Origin of the sequence: Bradyrhizobium sp. Ai1a-2, from assembly GCF_000426245.1 — a bacterium.
GTDB lineage: Bacteria > Pseudomonadota > Alphaproteobacteria > Rhizobiales > Xanthobacteraceae > Bradyrhizobium.
This window is the reverse complement of sequence record NZ_AUEZ01000005.1, coordinates 167,935-191,623: the sequence shown is the minus strand read 5'-3', so window position 1 is coordinate 191,623 and position 23,689 is coordinate 167,935. Positions and strand designations below refer to the sequence as shown.

Genomic DNA, 23,689 nt, shown 5'->3' with positions numbered 1-23,689 from the left:
GGATCAGATTTCGTGGGGGTGAAACTGGTGCGGTGAAACGGCGTCCTTCATTGCGGCGGGCTGCTCCTTCTCAAACCCCAGCAGAGCCGAAATTTGCTGTCCGGCTTTGCGGACCAGCTCCGAATATTCGAGAAGCTTCTGTTCGTCGACGCGCGCGCTTGGGCCGAAGATGGCCACCGAGCCGACGACGCTCCCGTGATGATCGAAGTAGGGCGCGGAGACAGCGACCGCGCCGACGATGATCTCACCGCTGCTCGTCGCATAGCCGCGCTCTCGGGCCAGTCTGATCTCTTCTTCCAATCGCGAACGCTCGGCGCCTCTGGGGATCGTCGAGAGAATTTCAGATTGGCATTGTGGCTCCATGAACCCCAGCAGGACTTTGCCGCTCGAGCCCTTCGTGAGGCTCAGGGAGTCGCCGACGCCACGGCTGATCGAGAGCACGTGCCGGCTTTGGCATTCCAGGATGCAGATGCCGCGATCGCCCTGCAATTTGAAGAGGGCCGCGGTCTCGCCGGTGAGATCACGAAGGCCTTCGACGATGGGCCGCGCCAGCGTGACGACATCAACGCCCTTCAGCCACACGTGCGACAGCTTCATCACGCCGTGCGAAAGCCGGAAACGTTGGGGATCGCCCTCGGCAAGAATGAGATCGCGCTGCGCCAGCGTTTGTAGGAGCCGGTAGAGGGTAGGTCGGCTTAGGCCGACGCGCTTCTGGATCTCTATGACGCTCAGCGCTGGCTGATCCGGCGTGAAACATTGCAGGATGGCGATGGCGCGGTCGACCGCGCGCACACTGGCGGCACCGCTCTCCGCGCCCGTCGGTTCGGCCGTCGTGGCTGCCGTCGCGGTTCCCGTCATAGTTCCCTTGGGCTTCTTCCTCATCAATATGCATCCGATTTTTGCATAGCAAGCTGCGTCCAGCGCGCTTGACCCTCTTGGGGTTAGGGACGAAATACTACGCAGAAATGAAAACGATGTCCACCTAATGGACACGATCACTCTTCGAGCTCGGGGACTTTGATGAGATCAGCGCGCTCTCTGGCGAGAGTCGTGGTGGATGAGTTCTTTGCTTCTGATGCCCTCGACGCTCCTCGCGGCGTGAACGGCAACTCAAGCAAGAAGGAACACATCATCGTTGTCGATGATGACGAGGGGATCCGGTTCACGGTCACGGATTTTCTCGTGGAACGGGATCTCTCTGCCAGTGCTGCGTCCAATCGCAGCGAATTCAATCGTCAGTTCGCAAGAATACGGCCCAGTTTGATCCTGCTCGACTTGCAGTTGGGGCGCGACGACGGGCTCGATCTCTTGAGGGAGATCCGGTCGTATTCGGATGTTCCGATCATCATTATGACCGGTCACCGGCTCGATGAAATCGATCGCGTTCTGGGTCTTGAACTCGGCGCGGACGACTATATCGCCAAGCCTTTCAGCCTCAGGGAATTGCTCGCGCGGGTCCGCGCCGTGCTGCGGCGACACGAGATGGGGCGCGCCGCGCGCGTCCATGATCTCGAGCACGGCGGATACCGGTTCGGCGGCTGGCAGCTTGAGCGTCGCAAGCGACGGCTCGTCGCCCCCAGCGGGAAGCAGGTCCTGCTGAGCAAAGGCGAGTATGCGCTGCTGCTCGCTTTTCTCGAAGCGCCGCAGCGCCCGCTGACACGCGAGTTCTTGCTGCAAGCGACCCGCATTCACGAGGACATCTTCGATCGCAGTATCGATGTCCAGGTTTTGCGGCTGCGACGCAAACTGGACGGCGATCCGAACGCGCCAGACATGATCCAGACGGAACGAGGTGTCGGCTACGTATTTGCGCTGCCGGTCGAACCATATTGACGGCCCGCGTCACTTTGGCGGCGATGCCGAACTCTGCAACGGAGCACTATGCCCTACGCCGGTTTCGGCTTGCGCGATGCGACGAACACGCCTGACAGCACCAGCGCAAAGCCGATGAAGTGGAACGGTTGCGGGTGCTCGCCAAGGAAGATGATCGACAGCACGGTTCCGAACACCGGCACCACATGGAAGAACGGCGCGGCGCGGTTGGCGCCGATCAACTGGACGCCGCGGTTGAAGCAGAGATAGGCCAGCGTCGAGGGGAACACCGCGACATAGATCAGCGAGAGCAGGTTGCTCACGTTAAGCTGCATCACCGGGCGCGTCAGCAATTCCCAGATCAGGAACGGCGTCAGCCATGCCGCGCCGCAGCCGAAGGTGAAGGCGACGAACGATAGGCCATGGATGTCCGGCCGCTTCAGCGACAGCACCGAATAGATCCCGAAGATCGTGAGCGCAGTGAGGAAGATCAGGTCGCCCTTGTTGAACTCGACCTTCGACAGCGCGGTGAGGTCGCCATGCAGGATGATCACCAGCACGCCCACAAGCGACAGCAGGACGCCGAAGGCCTGCGCCACAGTCAGCCGCACGCCGAGCAGGGCCAGGGACCACACCGCGATGATCAGCGGTGCCGCCGATTGCAGCAGCAGCGTATTCAGCGCCTGGGTATATTCGAGCGCCCAGTACTGCATGGTGTTGAAGACGCCGATCCCCGTCAGCGAGAGCAGCACCATGAGGCCGAAACGGCTGCGGATCGCCGGCCAGTCCTGCTTCAGATGCGGCCAGGCCCAGGGCAGGATCAGCAGGAACGCCAGCGACCAGCGCAGGAAGGAGAGCGTCACCGGCGGAATATGGCCGGCGGCGAGGCGGCCGACGATGGCGTTACCCGCCCAGAAGAGCGCGGTGAAGCTGAGCAGGAGGTAGGGCTGGTTGGCCAGCCAGTTGCCGGAGCCGGCAGGGGAGGTGGTGTCGGAAGCAGACATTCGTCGGGCCCGGTTCATGGCGCCGTGGCCCGCCCGGCGGGGTTCACGCGCCGGGCCGGAATGTGAGAGGACCCGGCAGAGGTGACAGACACGGATTCTGCGGCGACGGCAATGGTGTTGGCTGCATCGCGACCATGCGCCGGCCCGGTCGCGACCAACGTGTCACCTGCGCCGGCGACTGCTTCGCGCGGCGCCGGCGTGGTGTCAGCCGGCCTCGCCGGAAGGTTCGTCCTGGCGCTTGACGATTTGTGCGGTCAGGTCGATGAGGATCCGTTTCGTATCGACGTCGTGCAATTCGCGAAACAACCGCAACAGGCGCAGTTCGAGCAACGACTGCAACGATGCGGAGCCCGGCTCCGGCAGCCGCCGTGCCCGGGCGGCAGCGCTGCTGGCGCGGCCGTTGAAGAGGTCGACGGAGACGCCGAGCGCGCTCGCCACCTGGCGCAAGCGCTCGATATCAACCCCATCCCGGCCGTTTGTGCGTTCCGTCCGTTGTGGGGGTGGGGGCGTTGCTCCCAGTACTTCTGCAAGGTCGGACTGCGATAATCCGATCTCGCGCCACTTGGCCTGCACCAATTGATCGATGTGCCCGTCGGTCGATTTGCTCATTGTTGCTCAGCCGATCTTGGAGCGTGTTTCGTTCACGAAACCTGCAAACAGATTTACCAGTGGCTCCCCCTTGTAGGTTTTCTGCAAATCATTGGGATGCACGAACTCGTCGCGGAACCACGGATACTTCCGGCCGTCGAAGGCCTGGATGGTCCAGTCGATCAACTGCTTGACGCGCGGAATCCGCTTGGCGTCGGGGTGATAGGCAAGCCAGATGTCCAGTGAGAAGTTGATGCCGATGTCGAGTGGGATCAAAGGCCCCGCGACCGCAGGCACGTAGGTCGGCAGCCAGCCGATGCCGGCGCCCTTGGCAACCGCCCAGACATGGGCGCTGCTGACATTGTTGCGCATGGCGACGAAGCCGACCTGCTCGCGGCCGGCATATTGCTCGTACATCTGCTGCGCGCGGGTCTGGTCGGCGTCCTGCAGCACGATGCGGTGGTTCTGCCGGATGTCGTCCTGGTCCTTGGGCATGCCGTAAATCTCGACATAGGACGGGCTGACGAACGGCATGACGTGGAGGCGGCCGATCTTGACGCGCTTCAGGTCGGGCTTGTCGGGCTCCTCGAGCTGCACCGCAACGTCCGCCTCGAGCCTGAGCACGTCGGCCGAACGCATCTCGCATTTGAGATCGACCAAGAGCCCCGGATAGACGCGCTGGAACTCGATCAGCCGCGGCGCGACCCAGAAGGTGCCGAGACCTTCGGTGATGGCAAAGCGGACCTCGCCCGAGAGCTCCGGCGTGGTCTGGCTCAGCGCGCGGTCGAGGCCGAAGGCGGCTTCTTCCATCCGCCGCGCCGCCTCCAGCACCTTTTCGCCTTCCGGCGTCAGCCGCACGCCATCGACATGGCGGGTAATCAATGTCGTTTTATAGGCACTCTCTAGTTGCAATATCTGCTTCCGCAGGAAGTTGGCCGAAGCGTTCAGCTCGAGGGCTGCAGCGCGGAAGCTGCCGATCCGTGCAACCTCAAGGAATATCCGCACCGAATCCCATTGGGCGATGCGGCCCGGGGGGTGTGCACGGTGGTGAACACCCCTGCGCTCAGGTGAGTGCATACAAATCGCCTCGTTTGTCGCCTTTTACCTTAACGGGAACACTCGTCTATTCTTGGCAGAAACGCGGCGAAACCACAACCGCGAGAGATGATCGATGACTGCTCTGGATCTCGATTTAATTCGCAAGGCCGCCACCAGGCGTCAGGGGGCGGGTCCCGCCCGTTCGCTCGACAAGATGACCATGCTGCAACTGGCGAAACGCACGGTGATTTTCACCGTCGATGCCGCCGGGATTGCGGCGCTGATGGATGCGGCCAGGGAAGATATTCCCGGGCTGACCACCAACCGTATCGTTCAGACCGTCGCCAACCATAATCCGGATGCGTTCTGGGCGATCGCGCGACGGGACCAATTCGACATTGCTGCGCCCAAGGGCGAGGGGTTCCTCGCGGTGCTGCCGCTGACGCATGAAGGTACGCGTCGCCTGATCGACGGTCGGCTCGACACCAAGAATCCCGATCTCGCCTTCGTCACGCGGCAATCGGAGCGGCCGGCGGGCATCTACGTCTGGTGCATCCACGCCAAGGGGCCGACAGTTGCCGCGATCCCGCTGGTGCTGCAGAAATTCTCGAGTCCGCTGTACCAGGGCATCAACATCTATTCGCGCCCGATCACCAAGGAAGGGCTGCGCGTGCTCGAGCCGCTCGGGTTCACACCCGGCGCCCGCTACGACGGATTGCTCGCGCCGCACCTGCAGATGCTCGATCGCTCGCACGAGATGCCGCCGCCGAAGCCGGTGCCGCCGGACCCGATCTCGGTGCGGGTGGTGCGCTCGATGGACGAGATGGCGCGCGTGATGGCGATCCGCAGTGCTGTCTACATGGGCGAGCAGCATTGCCCGTTCGAGGAAGAATTCGACGGCAATGATTTCTCCGCGACCCATCTGATCTGTCATCAGGGCCGCGAGCCGGTCGGCTGCATGCGAATCCGCTACTTCGCCGATTTCGCCAAGCTGGAGCGGCTGGCGGTGCGCAGCGAAAGCCGCAGCGCCGGCATTGCCGGCCGCATCGTCGACTCCGCGATCGAGCTCTGCTGCAAGAAGGGTTACAACGTTCTCTATGCGCATGCGCAGAAGCGATTGCTCGGCTTCTGGGAGCAGCGCGGCTTCGAGCGCATGCAGGGCTCGCGCGAATTCGTGTTCTCCGATTTCGACTATGTCGAGGTCAAGCTGGAGGCCGAACGGCATCCGCAGCGCATCACCCTTGGCGAGGATCCTTACGTCCTGATCCGCCCGGAGGGACAGTGGGACGTTCCCGGCATCCTCGAAATGTCCGCTGGCCGCGGCCCCGCGGCACAGCCGGCCGCGATGTGATCGCCATGGCCCCGGTGATCGACCTCAAACCCTATGTTGGCGCTTCCAACAGCCGACTGCTGGTCATGGTCGACCTGCAGGAGGAGGCTTATTACCGCGCGGCGTCCGGTTGCGCTGACGACATCGAGCGCTCGCTGGAAAGCTGCCGGGCGGCGATCCAGCACGCCCGCAGTGCCGGGATGCCGATCGCCTTCACGCGGCGGGCCGAAGGCCTGGATATCGCAGGCTTCGATCTCGCCGACAGGAAGGCGCAGTCGCCCTGGATCATGGGCCTCGAGCCGAAGCGTGCGGACATGGTGTTCGAGCGCAGGCAGCCCTCCTGCTACGCCAATCCGCTGTTCGAGGACGTCGTCTCGAGGTTCGGCAGCTTCGCGATCGGCGGTCTGGCGGCGGAAGAGGTCTGCCTCGCCACCGCCATCGACGCTTCACACCGCGGCCATCGCGTCACCTTCCTCACCGATGCAGCCGCGAGCCGGCAGCGGCGCGATGCCGATCCTGGCTCGGTGCACCTTGTTGCGACCAAGGCGATCGAATTGTTCGCCGACGTCGCCACCACCGCCCACTGGCTGGTCGCGACCGCGCAGCGGCCTCTGAGAGGGCATCGATATGGATGAATTGAGGGCCCGTCGCTTGCGTAACGTGATTCCGGTACTGACCGAGCAACGTAATATTCTGGTTTCCGGCGGGCTGTCCTTTGCGGGCCACCTTGTCGACCTGGCGATCATGCAGCTTCAGCTGTCGTTGCACGAGATTTCCGAGGATGAACTGTCCGAATTCTCCAACGCGGTCAGCCTCCATCTCGTTGGTAGCGACCTCCAGGATTGATCGGGATGCCCCGCAGATGGATCGTCCTCGCTGTGCTGTTCGCGGCGCGCGCGGTGACCGGGTTTCAGTTCCAGTCGGTCGGATCCACGACCAGCTTCCTGATGCATGATCTGGCGCTCGGCTACGCCCAACTCGGCATGCTGCTCGGTGCTTATCTGTTGCCCGGTATCGTCGTCGCCTTTCCGGCCGGCCTGATCGGCCAGCGTGTGCGTGAGACGACGCTCGGGCTCGGCGGGCTGGCGCTGATGGTGGTGTCGGGCATCGCTCTGTCCTATTGCGATGGCTTCGCCGCCGCGCTGGTCGCGCGCGTGATCGGTGGCATCGGCGCCACCATCGTGATCCTGGTCGCCACCAAGATGACGACCGACTGGTTCGCCGGCCGCGAGATCGTGCTGGCGATGTCGCTGTTGCAGATGAGCTGGCCGTTCGGCGCGATGGTCGCGCTGCCGGCACAGACGTACCTCGCACAATCGCTGGGGTGGCCGGCGGTGATGGCGTCGAGCGCGATGTTGGCCCTGGTCGTGCTCGGCGCCTTCGCATTCCTGCCGCGGAGTCCTGTTCAGGCAGAGGCCGCGGCGGCAGTGCGCACCAGCCTGCCGGTCAGGATCCTGGTCCCGGTCTTGGTCGCGGGTGCCATCTGGGGCGCGATGAATCTCGCCTGCGTGCTGTTCTTCAGCTATGCGCCGCCATTGATGGTGGCGCAGGGATCGAGCCCGACGGGCGCGGCCTCGCTGGTCAGCCTCGCAATCTGGTTCACCATCATTGCCATTCCCGTCGGCGGCTATCTGGTCGAGCGGTCGGGGCGGCCGGTCGCGGCGATCATCGCTTGCGGGCTCATGGCGGCGCTGGCGCTGGCTCTGTTCGTCGCAAACATCCATCCAACGATCGCCTGCCTCGTCTTCGGCGTCGCCATCGGCCCATTGTCGGGCGCGATCCTGTCGCTGCCGACGCGCGTGCTCGAGCCGCGCAACCGCTCGCTCGGCTTCGGCCTGTTCTTCACCTGCTTCTACATCCTGATGGCGATCGGGCCTTCCGCCGCCGGCCGGCTGCAGGATGCCTGGGGCAATCCGTCGGCCGCGCTGATCGCGGGCGCCGTGCTGCTGGCCGCGATGGCGCCGCTGTCGCTGGCGTTCTCGCTGCTTTCGAAGCGTGGCGAAGTGCTGGCGCTCAAGCCCGCGACGGTCTGAGCCTCACCTCTTTGTTTGAGCATGACCTCCGCGCAAACGCTTCGCGTTTGTCGCGAGGGAAAACCGGTTTCCACTTTTCCGGATCATGCTCTACGCCGTCAGCGGTCGCATGATCGCGCCGACGGCCTTCACCGCATCGTCGGGCGCGAGCTCGATCTGCAGGCCGCGCTGGCCGCCATTGACGAACACGCTCGCCTCGTTGAGCGCCGCCTGCTCGATCGCGACAGGCACGCGCTTCTTCTGCCCGAACGGACTGATGCCGCCGACATGGTAGCCGGTTAGCCGCTCGGCATCGGCTGGCCGCATCATCTTTGCGGTCTTGCCGCCGAAGGCGGCGGCCAGCTTCTTCATGCTGACCTCGCAGTCAGATGGCACCACGGCGCAGACCGCCTTGCCGTCGACCTCCGCCATCAGCGTCTTCAGCATCCGTTTTGGCGCCACCCCCAGCGCCTCGGCGGCCTGCAGGCCGATGCTCTCGGCGTCAGGATCATAGTCATAAGCGTGCAGGGTGAACTTTACGCCGAGCTTTGCCAGTGTCTCGGTGGCGCGCGTGGTCTTGGACATCTGGCTGCCTGTTCCCCTTAAACCTTGTCCATGATCAGCCCCTGCCTTTCCGCGGCCACAAATTTTCCGGGGATATCAAAGGCTTGGAGATCATCGAAACGAAGCAAAAACTACCCTTCTTGCTTGCTTAAGCGTAGCGCTTCCTTTATCGGGTTAGCGACCTGTGTGCGAGCGGCCATCGCCGTGATATCGGCCGGGCGGCTTAAACCATGATCCGGAAAGTGCGGCACCGCTTTTCCGCTGTGATCATGATCGAACCTTGAAGTGTTGCAGGGAACGCTTGCGAAATGGCCAATGTTGTCGTGGTCGGCGCCCAATGGGGCGACGAAGGGAAGGGCAAGATCGTCGACTGGTTGTCGGAGCAGGCCGACATCGTCGTGCGCTTCCAGGGCGGCCACAATGCCGGCCATACGCTTGTGATCAACGGCGCAACCTACAAGCTCGCGCTGTTGCCTTCGGGCGTGCTGCGGCCGTCCAAACTGGCCGTGATCGGCAATGGCGTCGTGTTCGATCCGCAGGCTTTCCTGGACGAGGTCGAGCGGCTGAGAGGGCAGGGCGTCGCGGTCAGCCCGGACAATCTGCGGATCGCCGAGAACGTCACGCTGATCCTGCCCCTGCATCGCGATCTCGATGCGCTTCGCGAATCATCCAATGCGGTGACCGCGATCGGCACCACCCGCCGCGGCATCGGCCCGGCCTATGAGGACAAGGTCGGCCGCCGCGCCATCCGTCTGATGGACCTCGCCGATCTCGACACCTTGCCGCACAAGATCGACCGCCTGCTGGCGCACCACAATGCGCTGCGCCGCGGCCTCAATCTCGAGGAGGTCGACGGCAAGGGCATCCTGAAGGAGCTGACGGCGCTGGCGCCGAAGATCCTGCCCTATGCGGAAACCGTCTGGCGGCTGCTCGATCTCAAGCGCCGCGAGGGCAAGCGCATCCTGTTCGAGGGCGCGCAAGGAGCGCTCCTGGACGTCGACCACGGCACCTATCCCTACGTTACCTCGTCCAACACGGTGGCGGCGCAGGCGGCGACCGGCGCAGGGCTGGGCCCCGGTGCGGTCGGCTACGTCCTGGGGATCTGCAAGGCCTACACCACACGCGTCGGGCAGGGCCCGTTTCCGACCGAGCTGACGGACGAGATCGGCGAGGAAATCGGCCGCCGCGGCAAGGAATTCGGCGTCAACACCGGCCGCAAGCGCCGCACCGGCTGGTTCGACGCGGTGCTGGTGCGGCAGACGGTGCGCACCTGTGGCATCGCGGGACTGGCGCTGACAAAGCTCGATATTCTGGATGGATTCGATACCATAAAGGTCTGCACCGGCTACAAGCTTGACGGCAAGGAAATCGATCACCTGCCGGCGGGCGAGGGTGCACAGGCCCGCGTGGTGCCGATCTATGAGACTATCGAAGGGTGGAAGCAGCCGACGGCGAACGCCCGCTCCTGGGCCGACCTGCCGGCGCAGGCCATCAAGTATGTCCGCCGGGTGGAAGAATTGGTAGGCTGTCCGATCGCGCTTCTTTCCACCAGCCCGGAACGCGAAGATACTATTCTGGTACAAAATCCGTTCGAGGCTTAACGGGATATTACCTATATCCCAGCAATTTGACTGGAAATGGCTGATTACTACCCGCTGATTGCCCGCGCCATCGCCGGATTGGATCCCAATGCTCCCGGTGAGAGCCGCCGCGCGCTTTACGAGCGCGCGCGGGCCGCACTGATTCAGCAGCTCCGCAGCGTCCAGCCGCCGCTTTCCGAGTCCGAGATCACCCGTGAGCGGCTGGCGCTCGAAGAGGCCGTTCGCAAGGTCGAATCGGAGGCCGCCCAGCGCGCCCGCGATGCCAGCCGTCCCAGCGGCGGTTCCCGCAGTGGCGACGCCTTCCGCCGCGCCACTGCCAACGCCACCGCCCGCCCGCCGGAAGGCGCTCCGGCCCCAGCCACCCCGCCGCGTCCGCGCACTCCGGCGCCGCCGGCGCGTCCTCCCGGTGGCGAGGACCGCCCGGCGCGCAACCTTCGTGGCGAGGCGCCGCCGGTTACCCCGCGTCCCTCGGCGCCACCGCCGCCCGATCAGCAGCGGCCTCCCGCCGCGCGCCGCGGGCCGGACAACAATGGTGGCGCGGATAATGGCGCGCAGCCGCCGGCACCGCCACCGCCGGCCCTGCGCGGCTTCCGCGATCTCGCCGCCGACGCCGACGATCTCGGCCGCGCCGCCGCGCAGGCGAACCGCAACGCGCGCAAGACCTACGCCAACGTGCCGTCGCCCTCGCCGGAATTCGACCGGCTCGAGCCGAACATGGAGAACCGCGGCGCCGATCCGGACGCTCCCTATGACGAGTCGAGCGAGGAGGCCGAGCGCTACGAGGCGCAGGGGTCTCAGCCGCGGGCGCGGATCGGCAATGGCGGCGATCGCGACGTCAAGAAGAGCGCGCGGCTCGGCTCGGCATTCCCGTTCAAGACCGCGATCGCGGTCGGTATCGTCCTGATCCTGATCGGTGCCGGCATCCTCTGGGGCAAGCAGGGCGTCACGGTCGTGAGTGGCCTGCTCAAGTCGTCACCCTCGGTAGAGGCGCCAAAGGATGCTGCGGCGCCGGCGACCAAGCCGAAGATCCCGGACCGCGTCGGCCAGCCGTCGTCCACCGAGCCGGTCGCGCCGGTGGCGCAGCGTGTCGTGCTCTATGACGAGGATCCCAGCGATCCCAAGGGCAAGCAATATGTGGGCTCGGTGATCTGGCGCACCGAACCGATCAAGGGTTCCGGCAACGCGGCGCCCGACATCGCCGTGCGCGCCGACATCGAGATTCCCGACCGCAAGTTCAAGATGACGATGTCGTTCCGCCGCAACACCGACTCGTCCTTGCCGGCGAGCCACACCGCCGAGCTGACCTTCATCCTGCCGCAGGATTTCCCGAACGGCGGTGTCGGCAATGTGCCGGGCATCCTGATGAAGTCCAACGAGCAGGCCCGCGGCACTCCGCTTGCGGGGCTCGCGGTGAAGGTCACCGACGGCTTCTTCCTGGTCGGCCTCTCCAACGTCGATGCCGACCGCTCGCGCAACCTGCAGCTCCTGAAGGAGCGCTCCTGGTTCGACCTGCCGCTCGTCTACACCAACCAGCGCCGCGCCATCATCGCGATCGAAAAGGGCGCCCCAGGCGAGCGCGCCTTCAACGAAGCCTTCGCGGCGTGGGGGGAGTGAGGGGAGTTCTTTCCTCTCGTCGGCAATTGCCGCCGTCGTAAGACAGCAGCGGCATCGCTGAGCGTGATCCGGAAAAGTGGATCCCGGTTTTGCCTTGCGACAAACGCGAAGCGTTTGCGCGGAGATCATGGTCAAACAGGAAAAATGAGATCATGATCCGGATTCATCTGATCGGCTCATGATCCCATGCAGTGACAGGCGCTATGAAACGCTATTTGATCTTCGCCGCTATCGGCCCGCTCATCGGTGGTTTCATTCTGCTGTTCGCGACCAGTTATCAGTCCGGCTATTGGAACGAGACAGGCGCGCACGAGGTCGGAAAATTCTTCCTGGCCTTCGCCAAGACGCTGCAATACGCCTATCTGTTCGGCATCGTGCCGTCGCTGATGCTGGCGGCGATCGACGATATCCTGATGCATGTGCGGAAGATCAATCCGTTCACGCGGACGCTGATCATCGGCGTCATCGCATTCATCGCGTCCGAACTGCTCTACGGCTCGCGCGGTCCGGACTCCGGCGTGGTGCAGTTCATCCTCTATGGACTCGTCGGCTTCGTGCCGACGACACTGTCGTCCTGGCTGGCGCACAAATACGCGGAAGAGCCGGAGCCGGCGACGACCTAGAAACGTCGGGTGCGCCTTTGCCCACCTACAGCTCTGTCGTCCTGGCCGGCGCACATGCTTTATTGCAGGCCGTGCTTATGCAGGGTGACGATCATGACGCGGATGATGCAGTCTGAGATCGTTTCACCTCGCAGCCGCATTTGCTGCAGCCGCTCCAGGGTTATTTCGTTGATCGGTATGAGCCAGTTGCCGTTTGGCAAGCGCCGTCCGGTGGGGGGCTCGATCGCGCTCTCAATCAGGGCGCGGCACTCCTCAGTGATCTCAATGTTCGGCATTGCTTTGATGGAAGCCTCGCGGGATTGAAGTGCCCGGTGTTGGCGCGAGCCGACGAGATCCACCAGTTAAATCGCGGCAATGCTTCTCTTGCCCAATCTGCGAGGCGGACGGTCGCGAGGTGACAGAGCGGTAATGTGACGCAACTTGTACCGCGCGCCTGCGTTACCATCTCAATGCGCATGCCCGACGACATCATCACGCCCAACCGCGCCCGCTCGCAAGGCCCGTTCCGCGACGCCAGGCCGCAGGGGAAAATCATCGATCAGGACGGACGCGAGATTCCGGAGGCCGCGCTGCACCCGCAGTTCGAGGCGTTCCGGTTCGATTTCGACAGCGCCAAGCCGTTCGGCAAGCTCAGCCGCGAGCAGCGGTTGGCACGGCTCGAGGTGATCGCCAAACTGCTCGACGTCGCCTTCATCGTGCCCGGCACCAAGATCCGCTACGGCATCGACGGTCTGATCGGCCTGATCCCCGTGGTCGGCGACATCATCACCACGGCGATCTCGCTGTGGCTGGTGCGGGAAGCGCGTGCGCTGGGCGCGCCCTGGCACATCACCGCGCGGATGCTTGCCAACGTTGCGCTCGATGGCGCGGTCGGCATGGTCCCGCTCGCGGGCGACGCGTTCGACGTCATGTTCCGCGCCAATGTCCGGAACGTGCGCATGCTCAAGCGCTGGCTGGACAAGCAGCCGCCGCTATGAGCGCTGCCTTGTTTGAGCATGATCTCCGCGCAAACGCTTCGCGCTTGTCGCAAGGGAAAACCGGTTCCCACTTTCCCGGATCATGCTCCAAAAGAGAAGGCCCCCGGAATCATCCGAAGGGCCTTTCGCTTGGTAGGGACGGATTGTTCTAGGCGGCGTCGGCGTCGGTATTAGCCTGTACCGGGCGCGGGCGACGCGGCAGCGGGAACGCCTCGCTCTCATAGAGCGAGCGGATGCCGTTCTGGTCGAAACGGGCCTCCTCGACCTGCAGGTAGGCGCCGTTCAGGGAATCCGCCGGCAACTCTTCCATGGCATACCGCACGGCTTCCGCCGCGGTGCCAAAGCGCCGATAAGCGAAACCGGCCCGCTTCTTCTTGCGAATGGCGGCGGGAAACAGTTCGGCGGAGGTGTTAAAGTTGAACGGACGCATAGGACGCATGGTCGACGACCTCTTACTCTTCTCGGCGATATAGCGCGATTGGGGGTTGGGGACGGCGGGCCACAACCGGCGGCGCGCCGCACATGTCATTTCGCTCCCTAATATAGGCTTATTTGACAAAATTGCGACCCCTGAACGGCGCCGACAGACCTCATGCTGAATCCGCGCATGGCAGTAAGGAAATCGGAATAAGTTAAGTTGAATCAATTGGTTGCCTGAGTTCCTGTCGGCCCGGGCTTGCCGGAAAGGAAGAATCCGGGGTGATCGGCCGATGTCTCGTCCGCGCATCATTCCGCGGCGCGGCGAAGTCAGGGACGGAATGACGGCCGGGAAGGATTTCACGCATCGCGACGTGTTGACGCGGCTTGCGCCGTATCAATTTCTGCCCTCGTCGATCAGCCGTGCGCGCAGCGGCAGCGCATAAGGCCCGAGGCGCAGCGGCGCGAAGGCTTGTACGGGGCGCGCGGGGCTTTAAAACTGACGGCAACAACAGAGCAACCGGTCATCGCGAGCCGGTTCGTGAGGAAACGTCAGGAACGCCCGAGGATCATGCTCAAGGAAGCCGCAACCTACGACGAGCTCTACCGCAACTTCCGCTGGGACGTTCCGGCGCGCTTCAACATGGCGACCGCCTGCTGCGACCGCCACGCCGACGGCACCAAGCGGCTCGCGCTTGTCTATGTCGACGAAGACGGCACCGAGAGACGCACGACCTTTGACGAGGTCGCGGAGATGTCGCGCCGCTTCGCCAATGTGCTGAAGGCGGACGGCCTTAAGCGCGGGGACCGCGTCGCAGTGTTCCTGTCGCAATCGCTGGAATTGCCGATCGCGCACCTTGCCGCCTTCCGCTCCGGGATGATTTCGATCCCGCTGTTCGCGCTGTTCGGCGAGGATGCGCTGGAGTTTCGCCTGTCGAACTCCGAAGCGAAGGCGATCGTGACCGACGCTGCCGGATGGGAGAAGCTCGCGAAGATCCGCGACCGCCTGCCGGAATTGAAGAACGTCTATGTGGTCGGCGACGAAGCGCCGGCAGGCACCAGGCCGTTCCGGCCCTCGCTGCAAGCGGCCTCGCCGGAGTTCACGAGCGTCGACACTTCGGCCGATGATCCCGCGCTCATCATCTATACGTCTGGCACCACAGGAAATCCAAAGGGCGCGCTGCACGCGCACCGCGTCGTGCTCGGCCACCTGCCCAATGTCGAGATGTGCCACAATTTCCTGCCGCGGCCGGGCGACCTCATGTGGACGCCGGCGGATTGGGCCTGGATCGGCGGCCTGATCAACGGCCTGTTCGCGTTCTGGTACCACGGCATTCCGATGGTCGGCCATCGCGCGCGCAAGTTCGAGCCGCAGGCGGCGATGCAGATGATGGCCGACCTTGGAATCCGCAACGTGTTCCTGCCGCCGACCGCGTTGAAACTGATGCGGCAGGCGGGCGTCAAGAACCCTGGCGTGAAGCTGCGCAGCATCTTCACCGGCGGCGAGTCGCTCGGCGGTGAATTGCTGGGCTGGGTGCGTGACACCTTCGGCGTCGACGCCCATGAGGTGTTCGGCCAGACCGAATGCAACCTCGTGATCGGCAGCAATTCGAACCTGTTTCAGATCCGCCCGGGTTCGATGGGCCGGGCGACACCCGGCTTCGACGTGCGCATCGTCAACGACAGAGGCGAGGAACTGCCGCGGGGCACGCGCGGCATCATCGGCGTGCGGCAGCCGTGCCCGTGCACCATGATCGAATATTGGCGCAATCCGGAAGCGACGGCGAAGAAATATGCCGGTGATTTCCTCCTGACGGGCGATCTCGGCGTGCAGGATGAAGACGGCTATTTCTGGTACGTCAGCCGCGAGGACGACGTCATCACCACCGCCGGCTATCGCGTCGGCCCCTCCGAGATCGAGCACACGCTGATGAAGCATCCCGCGGTAGCGATGTCAGCCGTGGTCGGCATACCCGATCCGATCAGGACCGAGTCGATCAAGGCCTGGATCGTGCTCCGCCCCGGCTATGCCCCGAGCGACACGCTCGCTCGCGAGATCCAGGATTTTGTGAAAGTGCAACTCGCTGCCCACGAATACCCGCGCTTCGTTGAGTTCGCGGACGCGTTGCCGATGACCGCGACCGGCAAGGTGCTGCGGCGCGAGTTGAGGGCGCGGGGATAAAGGTTCGTAGCCCGGGTGGAGCGAAGCGCAACCCGGGACTCCTGCTTCGGCCTTGCGAGTGGCCCCGGGTTACGCTGGCGCTTCACCCGGGCTACGGGACCGTCGCCTTTACGGCGTCGCGATACCCAGCTCCTTCAGCGCCGCCATCATTCGCGCCGGCGGCTGCATCTTGATGACCATCGCCTCGCCGGTCTCCAGCAGGCTCTTGAGGCTGGAGAGGATCGCGGGCCAGCCGGCCCGCCCGCCGGAGAGGATATCGTCGCTGAGCGGCCGGTCGTGCGATTGCAGCAGCGTCAGCTTGACCGCGTCGCCGGCCGGTTCGATCTCATAGGTCACAAGCGTCGGTCCCAGCTTTTCCACCAGCGCCGGCCAGTTGACGTTGAAGGTCACCGTCAGCTTCCGCGCCGGCTCGCATTCGATCACCTCGCCGGTGATGTGCGGCGCGCCGTCTGGCGTGCGCACCATGAATGCGCCGCCGACACGGAGATCGACCTCGACGGCGTTGCCGGAAAAATACTTCCGGCTGAACTCGGCACTGGTCAGTGCCTCCCAGACCTTCTCCGGTGTGGACGCGATATAGATCGTGTAGACGATCGCCGGCTTGAATTTATCGATGTTCATATCCTCTCGAATCCTCCGATAGATCTTCATCTTTATTCGAACCCTTCGATCTCAAGCGCACGATGCGGGATCGCGAACACTTTGCCGGTCTCGAGCAGGGTCTTGAGTCCGGACAGGATCGCCGGCCATCCCTTGGAGATGCCGTCGAGCAGCCTGCTGCCTGCGACGAAGCCTTCATGCGTCAGGGTCAGCTTCACGAGGTCGCCGTGGGGCTCGATGGTGAAGGTGACCTTGGTCGGCGGCTCCTTGCGCACTTTCTCATCAAGCTGGTGCTTGAAGGTGTAAGCGAGGCGCCGCGGCCGGTCCGCCTCGAGGATTTCGCCCACGTCCGTCGTGGTGCCGTTCATGACCAGCGCGAACGGGGAGCCCACCTTCCAGTCGGATTTCACTTCCGTGTTGAACCAGTAACGCGTGGTGAACTCGCTATTGGTCAGCGCCTCCCACAATTTCTCCGGCGTGGTCTCGATATAGGTGACGTATACGAATTCCGGCTTGGACATGTTGAACTCCCTGCGAAACTACTTGCCGCTTTTCCAGCGTCGGCGCGTCATCGGCATTGACGCGCCTGTCTCCAGCAGCGTTTTCATGCTCGACAGGATCGGGGGCCAGCCGGCGCTGACGCCGCGCAGCATCTCGTCGTCGAGTTCGCTGTGCACGACCGTCAGCCTGGTCGAGCCGAACTGCTCCTCGATTGTGAAGGTGACGCGGGACACCTTGTCGGGATTAGCGAGATTCGCCGGCTGCGCCCAGCTGAGCACGAGTCGGTGCGGGCGTTCGCTCTCGATGACGGTGCCGGCGATGGCGACGTTGGAAGGATCGTCGTAATCCTCATGCTGCCACTTCGCGCCCTTGCTCCAATCGGAGGTGTTGCGATGCCTGCCCCAATAATCCTTGGTCATCTCCGGATCGATCAGCGCATCCCAGACCTTTTCGCAAGAAGCCTCGATGTAGATCACATAGACGAATTCCGGCTTACTCATCACGCTGCTCCAATTGCCGTTTCAACTCGCCGAGCGCGACCAGCTTGGCGCGCTCGAATTTCCTGATCCATCGTTCGCCGATCTGATGGATCGGCACCGGGTTGAGGTAGTGCAGCTTCTCGCGGCCATGCTTGAACGTGCTGACGAGGTTGGCCTCTTCAAGAATCGCAAGGTGCTTGGTGACCGCCTGCCGCGTCATGGCGAGGCCCTCGCACAGTTCGTTCAGTGTCTGTCCGTTTCTGGCGTGAAGCCTATCCAGCAGCGACCGCCGCGATGCGTCCGCAAGCGCTTTGAAGACTTCGTCCATGCGCTGGACAATAGGCAACCAAATGGTTGCATGTCAAGGGCGTGTTTTGGCACGGCATTCAGCCGTGTTATCGTGCAGCCAGCCAACGCAGATTGGCTTTGCAACAATGGGAGTGACGCATGAAGGGTGGCGGCAAACTTGCGCTGTGTGTGGCAATTGCATTTCTCGGGGGCGCGGGCGCTTATGCGGAGCAGCAAAAGATTGGAGCCCCGCCCGAAGCATCCAACATGAGATTGGTGGGAACCAACGACCTGCAGGCGCGCAGCGCCTACCAGCCTACCATCCATCATCAGGGCGACCGCTGGATCGCCTATATCGGCCATCACGGCGGCACTGACGAGATCCCCGATCCCGTCAATCCGATGACCGGCAAGCCGGAACCCAACGGCACGTCGATCGTCGATGTCACCGATCCCGCGCATCCGAAATATCTGCGTCACATTCCGGGGCAGGAGGGCAAATATGAATCCGGTGGCGGGCAGATGGTGCGCATCTGCGACGGCAAGGACCTGCCGAAGGGGGATCGCAACGCGGTCTATATGCTGCGTACCTTCGGCAGCGAGGCGCATGAGATCTGGAATGTCGCCGATCCCGCCAATCCCGCGCTGATCACGCGGATCGGGGGATTGAAGGACACGCACAAGAGCTGGTGGGAGTGCGACACCGGCATCGCCTTCCTGGTGTCGGGCGCGCCGGACTGGCGCACCCGTCGCATGACGCAGATCTACGATCTCAGCGATCCCGCGCATCCCGCCAAGATCAGGGATTTCGGCCTGCCGGGCCAGGAGCCAGGTTCGACCGGCGCCGTGCCGACCGAACTGCACGGGCCGATCTCGACGGGGCCATCCGGCAACCGCGTCTATCTCGGCTATGGCACCAACAAGGGCGGCTTCCTGCAGATCGTCGACCGGGAGAAATTGCTCAACGGGCCGAAGGAGCCGATCGCCGTAAATCTCCGCTATCCCGAAATATCGCGCATGCCTCTGTCGGCGCTCAACGGCGCGCACACGACGTTCCCGATGCCGGGCATGCCAGTCGCGGAATTCGCGCATGACAAGGACGGCAAGACCCGTGACATCGTGATGATCGTCGACGAGGCGATTTTGAACGAATGCGGCGAGGCGCGGCAGATGGTGTGGTTTGCCGACGTCACCACCGAGACGCGGCCAATGATGATCTCGAGTTACACCGTGCCGGAGGCGAGCGGCTCGTTCTGCGAGCGCGGTGGGCGGTTCGGCTCGCATTCCTCCAACGAGAGCATGGCGCCGGTCTACTACAAGAAAATGGCCTTCATCGCGTTCTTCAATGCCGGAGTGCGTGCGCTCGATATCCGCGATCCCTATCACCCCAGGGAGGTCGGCTACTTCATCCCGTCGATCACACCGGCAACTGACAAACGCTGTGTCCCCATCGAGGGCAAGGATCGCTGCAAGGTCGCGATCCAGACCAACAATGTCGAAACCGACGACCGTGGCTATATCTATGCGGTTGACCGCGCCAATACCGGACTGCACATCCTTGAATTGACCGGCGAGGCGCGCGCCATCGCTGGCCTGCCGTGAGGGACGAATGCGTGCCTGGCTGGTGGTCGCGATTGCAGCACTTGTCCTCGGCGCCCTCGCGGGCGTCCCGGCCTACGAGGCTTCGACGCCGCACGCGATATGGCAAGAGATCGCCTGGCCGTTTGCGCGCGACGGCTGGCCCGCCGGTCGTGCATTCCGCTGCAATGCGGCGGCCTGTGGCGGCGATATCGAGGTCTACATCCGGCCAAAGCTCGGCTTCTGCAACTGCGCGACCGGCGTCGCCGACGACGATGAGGTCGACCGCGTCGCGGATGTCGACCTGATCAGTCCGCATTTTGTGCCGCTGCAGGCAGGAAAAGCAGTGCGCGTTGCGGATATGCCCGGACGCATCAGGGCCTACGAGCTGAAGACCGGCGATGGCGCGCCGCATGGAGCGATCGGCATCGCCGTCTCGCACCGTTGCGATCTCCTGGTGGCAGCGGCGCAGGGCAGGGGAGATGCGGCGGTGGTGCAGCGCGCGGCACTGGAATTGCTGGCGTCGGCAGAGACGGCGCGATGGGTAAAATTAGCGATGAACACGCAGTAGGAATGCTCATGCCCGGGCTTGTCCCGGGCATCGACGTCTTTATTATGCAACGAACGCCTCCAGCCGAGTCCTTCCATGTCCCTGCAAGCCTATCTCGCCTACGTCGCCGCCTGCATTGCGCTCGCTTTGTTGCCCGGCCCGATCGTCACGCTGGTGATCGCCAACGGCCTGCGCCATGGCACCCGCGCCGCGCTGACCAATGTGCTGGGCGCGCAGGCGGGGCTGGCGATCGTGATCGGCATCGTCGCCGTCGGCCTCACCTCGCTGATGGCGACGATGGGCTACTGGTTCGACTGGGTGCGCGTCGCCGGCGCGGCTTACCTAATCTGGCTCGGGATCAAGCTGATCCGCTCTCCGGTCCAGGAACTGAGCGCGGATGCGCCGCCACCGCCGCCGCGCGGCGGATTTTTCCTTCAAGGATTTCTGGTGCTGCTGTCGAATCCGAAAGTGCTGGTGTTCTTCGGCGCTTTCATTCCGCAGTTCGTGGACCTGAACAAGGATCACTTCCCGCAAGTCGCGCTGCTTGGCGTGACCTTCATGGTGACGGCGGCAATGAGCGACATGGTCTACGCACTGCTCGCGGGCCGCGCGCGAAAGTTCTTTTCCAAGCAGCGGACCCGCCTGGTTTCGCGCGTCTCCGGCGGCTTCATGATCGGTGGCGGCATCTGGCTCGCGCTGACACGGGCGCGCTAGGCGTCGTTGGATTCGTCGAACTCGATCCCGGAAGCAGGTTCGGGGCACGAGTGAAGCGGTTCCGAGCTTCGCGCGGAGCTCTCGCTGGCGAATTGAGGCAGGCGACGGCTCTTGCGTGCCCTGATTTACATTGTCGTATACTTGTTCTCGTGGGCGGTTAGTTCCATCGGTCTAGGGCACGCCGCCAGGTGTGCGTGAGCAACTGCTCTACCGAAGGTCGAGGTCGCTACCTTGCAACAACGCGCTAACGAAGGTGAGGCATTCGAGTTCGGGCCGTTTCGTCTGGCCGTGTCTGAACGGCTGCTGATGAACGGGGACGTGGAGGTGTCGCTGGGCAGCCGCGCCCTTGATGTCCTGATTGCCTTGGTCGAACGGGCAGGGGAGGTCGTGAGCCACCGGGACTTGATCAAGCGGGTCTGGCCGGATGTCATCGTCGAGGAGGCCAGCCTGCGGGTTTCCGTTGCGGGGCTGCGCAGAGCGCTCGGTGATGGTCGCGACGGTGCACGCTACATCACCAACGTTCCCGGACGCGGTTATTGTTTTGTTGCACCGGTCCAGCACTCGGTGAAAGGCGGCCAGTCGACGGTCACTCCTGTGGAGCGCAGCAAGATCCAGACGCTACCTGCGCGTTTGCAGCGAATCGTTGGTCGCGACGAGACTGTCGAAGCTTTGTGCCTCGAAGTAACGTCGCGGCGGTTCGTGAGCATCGTCGGGCCGGGCGGGGTGGGCAAGACGACGGTGGCTGTCGCTGTCGCGCATGGGCTGGCGGACGAGTTCCGCGATGCGGTCTATTTCGTGGACCTCAGCGCGCTGCAGGAGCGCGCGCTTGTTGTTCCGGCCATCGCTTCAGCGGTTGGATGCCTCGGGCATACGCAGGACTCGCTATCACGCCTGATCGCATTTCTCGCCGATAAGCGTCTTCTGCTGGTTCTCGATAGCTGCGAGCATGTGATTGAGGCAGTCGCCGTTCTGGCGGAGGGCCTGTTCCGCGACGCGCCGTTCGTCCATATCATCGCGACCAGCCGCGAATCCCTCCGCGTCGAAGGCGAGAACGTTCATCCGCTTCGCTCTCTCGACAGTCCGGCAAGCGGGGAGGCGCTGACGGCGGCCAAAGCCCTGGCCTCTCCTGCCGTACAGCTCTTCATGGACCGGGCCGCTGCCGGCGGATATCGGGACGAGCTCACCGATGAGGACGCGCCCCTCGTCGCCGATATCTGTCGCCAGCTTGACGGGATGCCGCTGGCAATCGAGCTGACGGCCAGCAGGGCGAGCACTTACGGCATCGGCGGACTGGCAGAACTGATCGGTGACCGCTTGATGCTGCTTTGGCAGGGGCGGCGCAGCGTGCCACGGCACCAGACGCTGCAGGCCATGCTCGACTGGAGCTACGATCTCCTGTCGGATCGTGAGAAAGCGATCTTGTGCGCGCTATCCGTGTTTGTCGGTGCATTCACGCTGGAAATGGCGCAGACCGTCGTAGCAGAGGCCGACCGAGATGAACTGCAGTTTGCGACCATCGCAAGCCTGGTCGACAAATCGTTGATCTCAGTCTCGCTGACGGGAAGCGCAAGCTCATATCGGCTGCTTGATACGACGCGGGCCTATGCCGTGGTCAAGTTGAAGGAGCAGGGAGCCGCGAATGCAGCAGCAAGACGGCATGCGCTCTATTACGCCGAACGCCTCGTGGGGCTTCGGACCAGCACCGTGCGGGATCGCGATCTAACGCCTTACTCGCGACAGACCGGTGACGTCAGAGCGGCACTCGAGTGGAGTTTTTCGCCGTCAGGCGACAGGTCCGTCGGTGTGGCGCTGGGCGCCGGGGCGGTGCCCTTGTTCCTTGGAATGTCGATGCTGAGCGAGTGCCGCCGATGGTGCCTGCAAACTCTGCACGCGCTATCTGAGGAGGATCGCGGGACAAAGCTCGAAATGGGGCTGCAACTGGCATTGGCCACTTCATCGAACCACGGTCATAGCGACAGCGGGGAGGTGGGAACGGCACTGGAGCGTGGACTGAGCCTTGCCGATTCGATGGGAGACGCTGCGTACCAATTGGAATTTCTCACCGGTCTCAATCTTTATCGCGCGCGGCTCGCGGATTTTGGCGGCTCGCTGGCGACAGCGCAGCGTCACGCTGCCATAGCCGGCAAACTGGGCCGGCCCCGGGAAATCGTGATGGCCGAGTGGATGCTTGGTGCGAGTTATCACCTGGTGGGAGACCAGGCGGCTGCACAGCTCAGCTATAAAAAGGGCTTCGAGCTCGCAGCGGCAGCCGGCGTGAGCGAGCTGCATGCCTTCGGATATGATCACCAGGTGCGAGCCTTGGTCGGCTACGCGCGGACATTGTGGGACCGCGGCCTTCCCGATCAGGCGGCTCAAGCCGCATATAGAGCCATCGACGTCGCCGAAAGGCAGGAGCATCCTGTCTCGCTTTGCATCTGCCTGGTCTATACCGCCCCGGTGTTCCTGTGGCGTGGAGATCGGCAGATCGCGGAAGACCTCGTAGAACGGCTGATTGCCTACGCTGGCAGGTACTCGCTCGCCATGTACAAGGCGGGCGGCCTGGGCTTGCGAGGAACGCTAATGCTGGCAAGGGGCGACACGGAGCTTGGCATCGAGACTTTGCGTGAAGCGTTGTCCACCTTGCGAACCGAGCAGCGAAATATCCTCCTGCCGTCCAATTCGCGCGCCTTGGCCGAAGGTCTCGCCCGCACCGGCAACTCGGCAGAAGCCACCAGCATCATCGATGCGGCCGTGGCCAACGCCATGCACGGTTCCGGAACCTTCGAACTGCCGGATTTGCTGCGGGCTCGCGCGACCGTGCTGCTCGCGGCCTCGCCTGCGAACTGGCCGGAGGCGGAGGCCTCGCTCAAGGACTCGCTTGACCGCGCCAGGCAACAGCACGCCCTTGGATGGGAACTGCGTTCAGCGACGGCATTGGCGGGCCTGTGGATGGAGCATGGGCGCGTCGACGAAGCACGAGCGCTGCTGGGCGACGTGTACGGACAATTCACGGAAGGATTCGAAACGGCTGACCTCAAAGAGGCAGAACGTCAGCTTCGCGCGGTCGGCGCCGAGACCTCTCGTCCCTGACATACCCGGTTTTTGCGGGCCAGCCACGTCCGCACAGGCTTGGCACGTTCAAGGCGCAGATTTCAGCCGATGCTGCAGCGCATCATCGTCGCCAAATGTGAGCCTTTACACTCCCTTACACCATTAA

Annotated in this window: 26 protein-coding genes; 15 read left to right on the top strand and 11 right to left on the bottom strand. The window is 63.7% G+C overall.

What is annotated here, in order from left to right:
• Positions 1–3: 3 nt before the first annotated feature.
• Positions 4–882 carry an IclR family transcriptional regulator gene (locus K288_RS44850; protein WP_244443074.1) on the bottom strand — a complete coding sequence of 293 codons (879 nt, stop codon included), beginning with the start codon at positions 880–882 and terminating at the stop codon, positions 4–6.
• 216 nt (positions 883–1,098) lie between these two features.
• On the opposite strand from K288_RS44850, the gene K288_RS0106205 reads away from it, so the two are divergent.
• Positions 1,099–1,833 carry a response regulator gene (locus tag K288_RS0106205; protein ID WP_027578746.1) on the top strand — a complete coding sequence of 245 codons (735 nt, stop codon included), beginning with the start codon at positions 1,099–1,101 and terminating at the stop codon, positions 1,831–1,833.
• A gap of 53 nt (positions 1,834–1,886) precedes the next feature.
• On the opposite strand, the gene K288_RS0106200 is transcribed toward K288_RS0106205, so the two are convergent.
• The 3 genes from K288_RS0106200 to K288_RS0106190 all read right to left on the bottom strand — a co-directional run bounded on the left by K288_RS0106200 (position 1,887) and on the right by K288_RS0106190 (position 4,481).
• Positions 1,887–2,816, bottom strand: a complete 930-nt coding sequence (locus K288_RS0106200; RefSeq protein WP_027578745.1) for a DMT family transporter — start codon at positions 2,814–2,816, stop codon at positions 1,887–1,889.
• Positions 2,817–3,020: 204 nt separating this feature from the next.
• Positions 3,021–3,425, bottom strand: coding sequence for a helix-turn-helix transcriptional regulator (locus K288_RS0106195; protein WP_027578744.1), 405 nt, complete (start codon positions 3,423–3,425; stop codon positions 3,021–3,023).
• Positions 3,426–3,431: 6 nt separating this feature from the next.
• Positions 3,432–4,481: a LysR family transcriptional regulator gene (locus K288_RS0106190; protein WP_027578743.1), complete on the bottom strand. Its 1,050-nt coding sequence runs from the start codon at positions 4,479–4,481 to the stop codon at positions 3,432–3,434.
• A 94-nt stretch (positions 4,482–4,575) separates the two neighbouring features.
• Here K288_RS0106190 and K288_RS54620 point away from each other — a divergent pair, with 94 nt between their 5' ends.
• Genes K288_RS54620 through K288_RS0106170 form a run of 4 tightly spaced genes read left to right on the top strand, consistent with a single transcriptional unit; the run spans position 4,576 to position 7,805 of the window.
• Entirely contained in the window at positions 4,576–5,793 is a 1,218-nt protein-coding gene (locus tag K288_RS54620; RefSeq protein ID WP_244443073.1) for a GNAT family N-acetyltransferase, read from the top strand.
• Between the two features lie 5 nt (positions 5,794–5,798).
• The gene (locus tag K288_RS44840; protein WP_051334382.1) at positions 5,799–6,407 is read left to right on the top strand and encodes an isochorismatase family protein; all 609 of its coding nucleotides are present in this window, start codon (positions 5,799–5,801) and stop codon (positions 6,405–6,407) included.
• A complete protein-coding gene (locus K288_RS44835; RefSeq protein ID WP_051334381.1) occupies positions 6,400–6,618 on the top strand; it encodes a hypothetical protein in 219 nt (72 codons plus the stop codon). Before K288_RS44840 ends, K288_RS44835 begins: the two co-directional genes overlap by 8 nt.
• 5 nt (positions 6,619–6,623) lie before the next feature.
• Complete coding sequence (locus tag K288_RS0106170; RefSeq protein ID WP_027578742.1) at positions 6,624–7,805, top strand: MFS transporter; 1,182 nt, start codon at positions 6,624–6,626, stop codon at positions 7,803–7,805.
• 90 nt (positions 7,806–7,895) lie between these two features.
• Here K288_RS0106170 and ybaK read toward each other — a convergent pair whose 3' ends face one another.
• Complete coding sequence (gene ybaK, locus K288_RS0106165) at positions 7,896–8,369, bottom strand: Cys-tRNA(Pro) deacylase (protein ID WP_027578741.1); 474 nt, start codon at positions 8,367–8,369, stop codon at positions 7,896–7,898.
• 287 nt (positions 8,370–8,656) lie between these two features.
• On the opposite strand from ybaK, the gene K288_RS0106160 reads away from it, so the two are divergent.
• From K288_RS0106160 to K288_RS0106150, 3 genes are all read left to right on the top strand, one after another.
• A complete protein-coding gene (locus tag K288_RS0106160; protein ID WP_027578740.1) occupies positions 8,657–9,949 on the top strand; it encodes an adenylosuccinate synthase in 1,293 nt (430 codons plus the stop codon).
• 36 nt (positions 9,950–9,985) lie between these two features.
• On the top strand, positions 9,986–11,563 hold the full coding sequence (locus K288_RS0106155; protein ID WP_027578739.1) for a hypothetical protein: 1,578 nt from the start codon (positions 9,986–9,988) through the stop codon (positions 11,561–11,563).
• A 203-nt stretch (positions 11,564–11,766) separates the two neighbouring features.
• A complete protein-coding gene (locus K288_RS0106150) occupies positions 11,767–12,186 on the top strand; it encodes a DUF5413 family protein (protein WP_027578738.1) in 420 nt (139 codons plus the stop codon).
• 59 nt (positions 12,187–12,245) lie between these two features.
• On the opposite strand, the gene K288_RS0106145 is transcribed toward K288_RS0106150, so the two are convergent.
• Positions 12,246–12,524: a hypothetical protein gene (locus tag K288_RS0106145; protein WP_027578737.1), complete on the bottom strand. Its 279-nt coding sequence runs from the start codon at positions 12,522–12,524 to the stop codon at positions 12,246–12,248.
• Positions 12,525–12,635: 111 nt separating this feature from the next.
• Here K288_RS0106145 and K288_RS0106140 point away from each other — a divergent pair, with 111 nt between their 5' ends.
• Entirely contained in the window at positions 12,636–13,163 is a 528-nt protein-coding gene (locus K288_RS0106140; RefSeq protein WP_027578736.1) for a DUF4112 domain-containing protein, read from the top strand.
• Between the two features lie 148 nt (positions 13,164–13,311).
• Here the strand turns inward: K288_RS0106140 and K288_RS0106135 are convergent, their stop codons facing one another.
• Positions 13,312–13,602, bottom strand: a complete 291-nt coding sequence (locus K288_RS0106135) for a hypothetical protein (protein ID WP_027578735.1) — start codon at positions 13,600–13,602, stop codon at positions 13,312–13,314.
• Between the two features lie 271 nt (positions 13,603–13,873).
• Between K288_RS0106135 and K288_RS53530 the strand changes: the two genes are divergently transcribed.
• Together K288_RS53530 and K288_RS0106125 are read left to right on the top strand one after the other, a co-directional pair.
• Complete coding sequence (locus tag K288_RS53530) at positions 13,874–14,026, top strand: hypothetical protein (protein WP_160168940.1); 153 nt, start codon at positions 13,874–13,876, stop codon at positions 14,024–14,026.
• 125 nt (positions 14,027–14,151) lie between these two features.
• On the top strand, positions 14,152–15,762 hold the full coding sequence (locus K288_RS0106125; RefSeq protein WP_027578734.1) for an acyl-CoA synthetase: 1,611 nt from the start codon (positions 14,152–14,154) through the stop codon (positions 15,760–15,762).
• Between the two features lie 108 nt (positions 15,763–15,870).
• Here the strand turns inward: K288_RS0106125 and K288_RS0106120 are convergent, their stop codons facing one another.
• From K288_RS0106120 to K288_RS0106105, 4 genes are read right to left on the bottom strand one after another with little or no spacing between them, the layout of a single operon-like run.
• On the bottom strand, positions 15,871–16,383 hold the full coding sequence (locus tag K288_RS0106120) for an SRPBCC family protein (protein WP_027578733.1): 513 nt from the start codon (positions 16,381–16,383) through the stop codon (positions 15,871–15,873).
• Between the two features lie 32 nt (positions 16,384–16,415).
• Positions 16,416–16,883: an SRPBCC family protein gene (locus K288_RS0106115; protein ID WP_027578732.1), complete on the bottom strand. Its 468-nt coding sequence runs from the start codon at positions 16,881–16,883 to the stop codon at positions 16,416–16,418.
• An 18-nt stretch (positions 16,884–16,901) separates the two neighbouring features.
• Entirely contained in the window at positions 16,902–17,363 is a 462-nt protein-coding gene (locus K288_RS0106110; RefSeq protein WP_027578731.1) for an SRPBCC family protein, read from the bottom strand.
• Positions 17,356–17,670 carry a metalloregulator ArsR/SmtB family transcription factor gene (locus tag K288_RS0106105; protein ID WP_027578730.1) on the bottom strand — a complete coding sequence of 105 codons (315 nt, stop codon included), beginning with the start codon at positions 17,668–17,670 and terminating at the stop codon, positions 17,356–17,358. The genes K288_RS0106110 and K288_RS0106105 overlap by 8 nt, the downstream gene beginning before the upstream one ends.
• Before the next feature lie 227 nt (positions 17,671–17,897).
• On the opposite strand from K288_RS0106105, the gene K288_RS0106100 reads away from it, so the two are divergent.
• The 4 genes from K288_RS0106100 (at position 17,898) to K288_RS0106085 (ending at position 23,562) form a co-directional block, all read left to right on the top strand.
• Positions 17,898–19,232 carry a hypothetical protein gene (locus tag K288_RS0106100; protein WP_244443072.1) on the top strand — a complete coding sequence of 445 codons (1,335 nt, stop codon included), beginning with the start codon at positions 17,898–17,900 and terminating at the stop codon, positions 19,230–19,232.
• A gap of 7 nt (positions 19,233–19,239) precedes the next feature.
• On the top strand, positions 19,240–19,779 hold the full coding sequence (locus K288_RS0106095; protein WP_027578728.1) for a hypothetical protein: 540 nt from the start codon (positions 19,240–19,242) through the stop codon (positions 19,777–19,779).
• A 75-nt stretch (positions 19,780–19,854) separates the two neighbouring features.
• Positions 19,855–20,472: a LysE family translocator gene (locus K288_RS0106090; RefSeq protein WP_027578727.1), complete on the top strand. Its 618-nt coding sequence runs from the start codon at positions 19,855–19,857 to the stop codon at positions 20,470–20,472.
• A 231-nt stretch (positions 20,473–20,703) separates the two neighbouring features.
• Positions 20,704–23,562, top strand: coding sequence for a winged helix-turn-helix domain-containing protein (locus tag K288_RS0106085; RefSeq protein ID WP_027578726.1), 2,859 nt, complete (start codon positions 20,704–20,706; stop codon positions 23,560–23,562).
• Positions 23,563–23,689 lie beyond the last annotated feature (127 nt).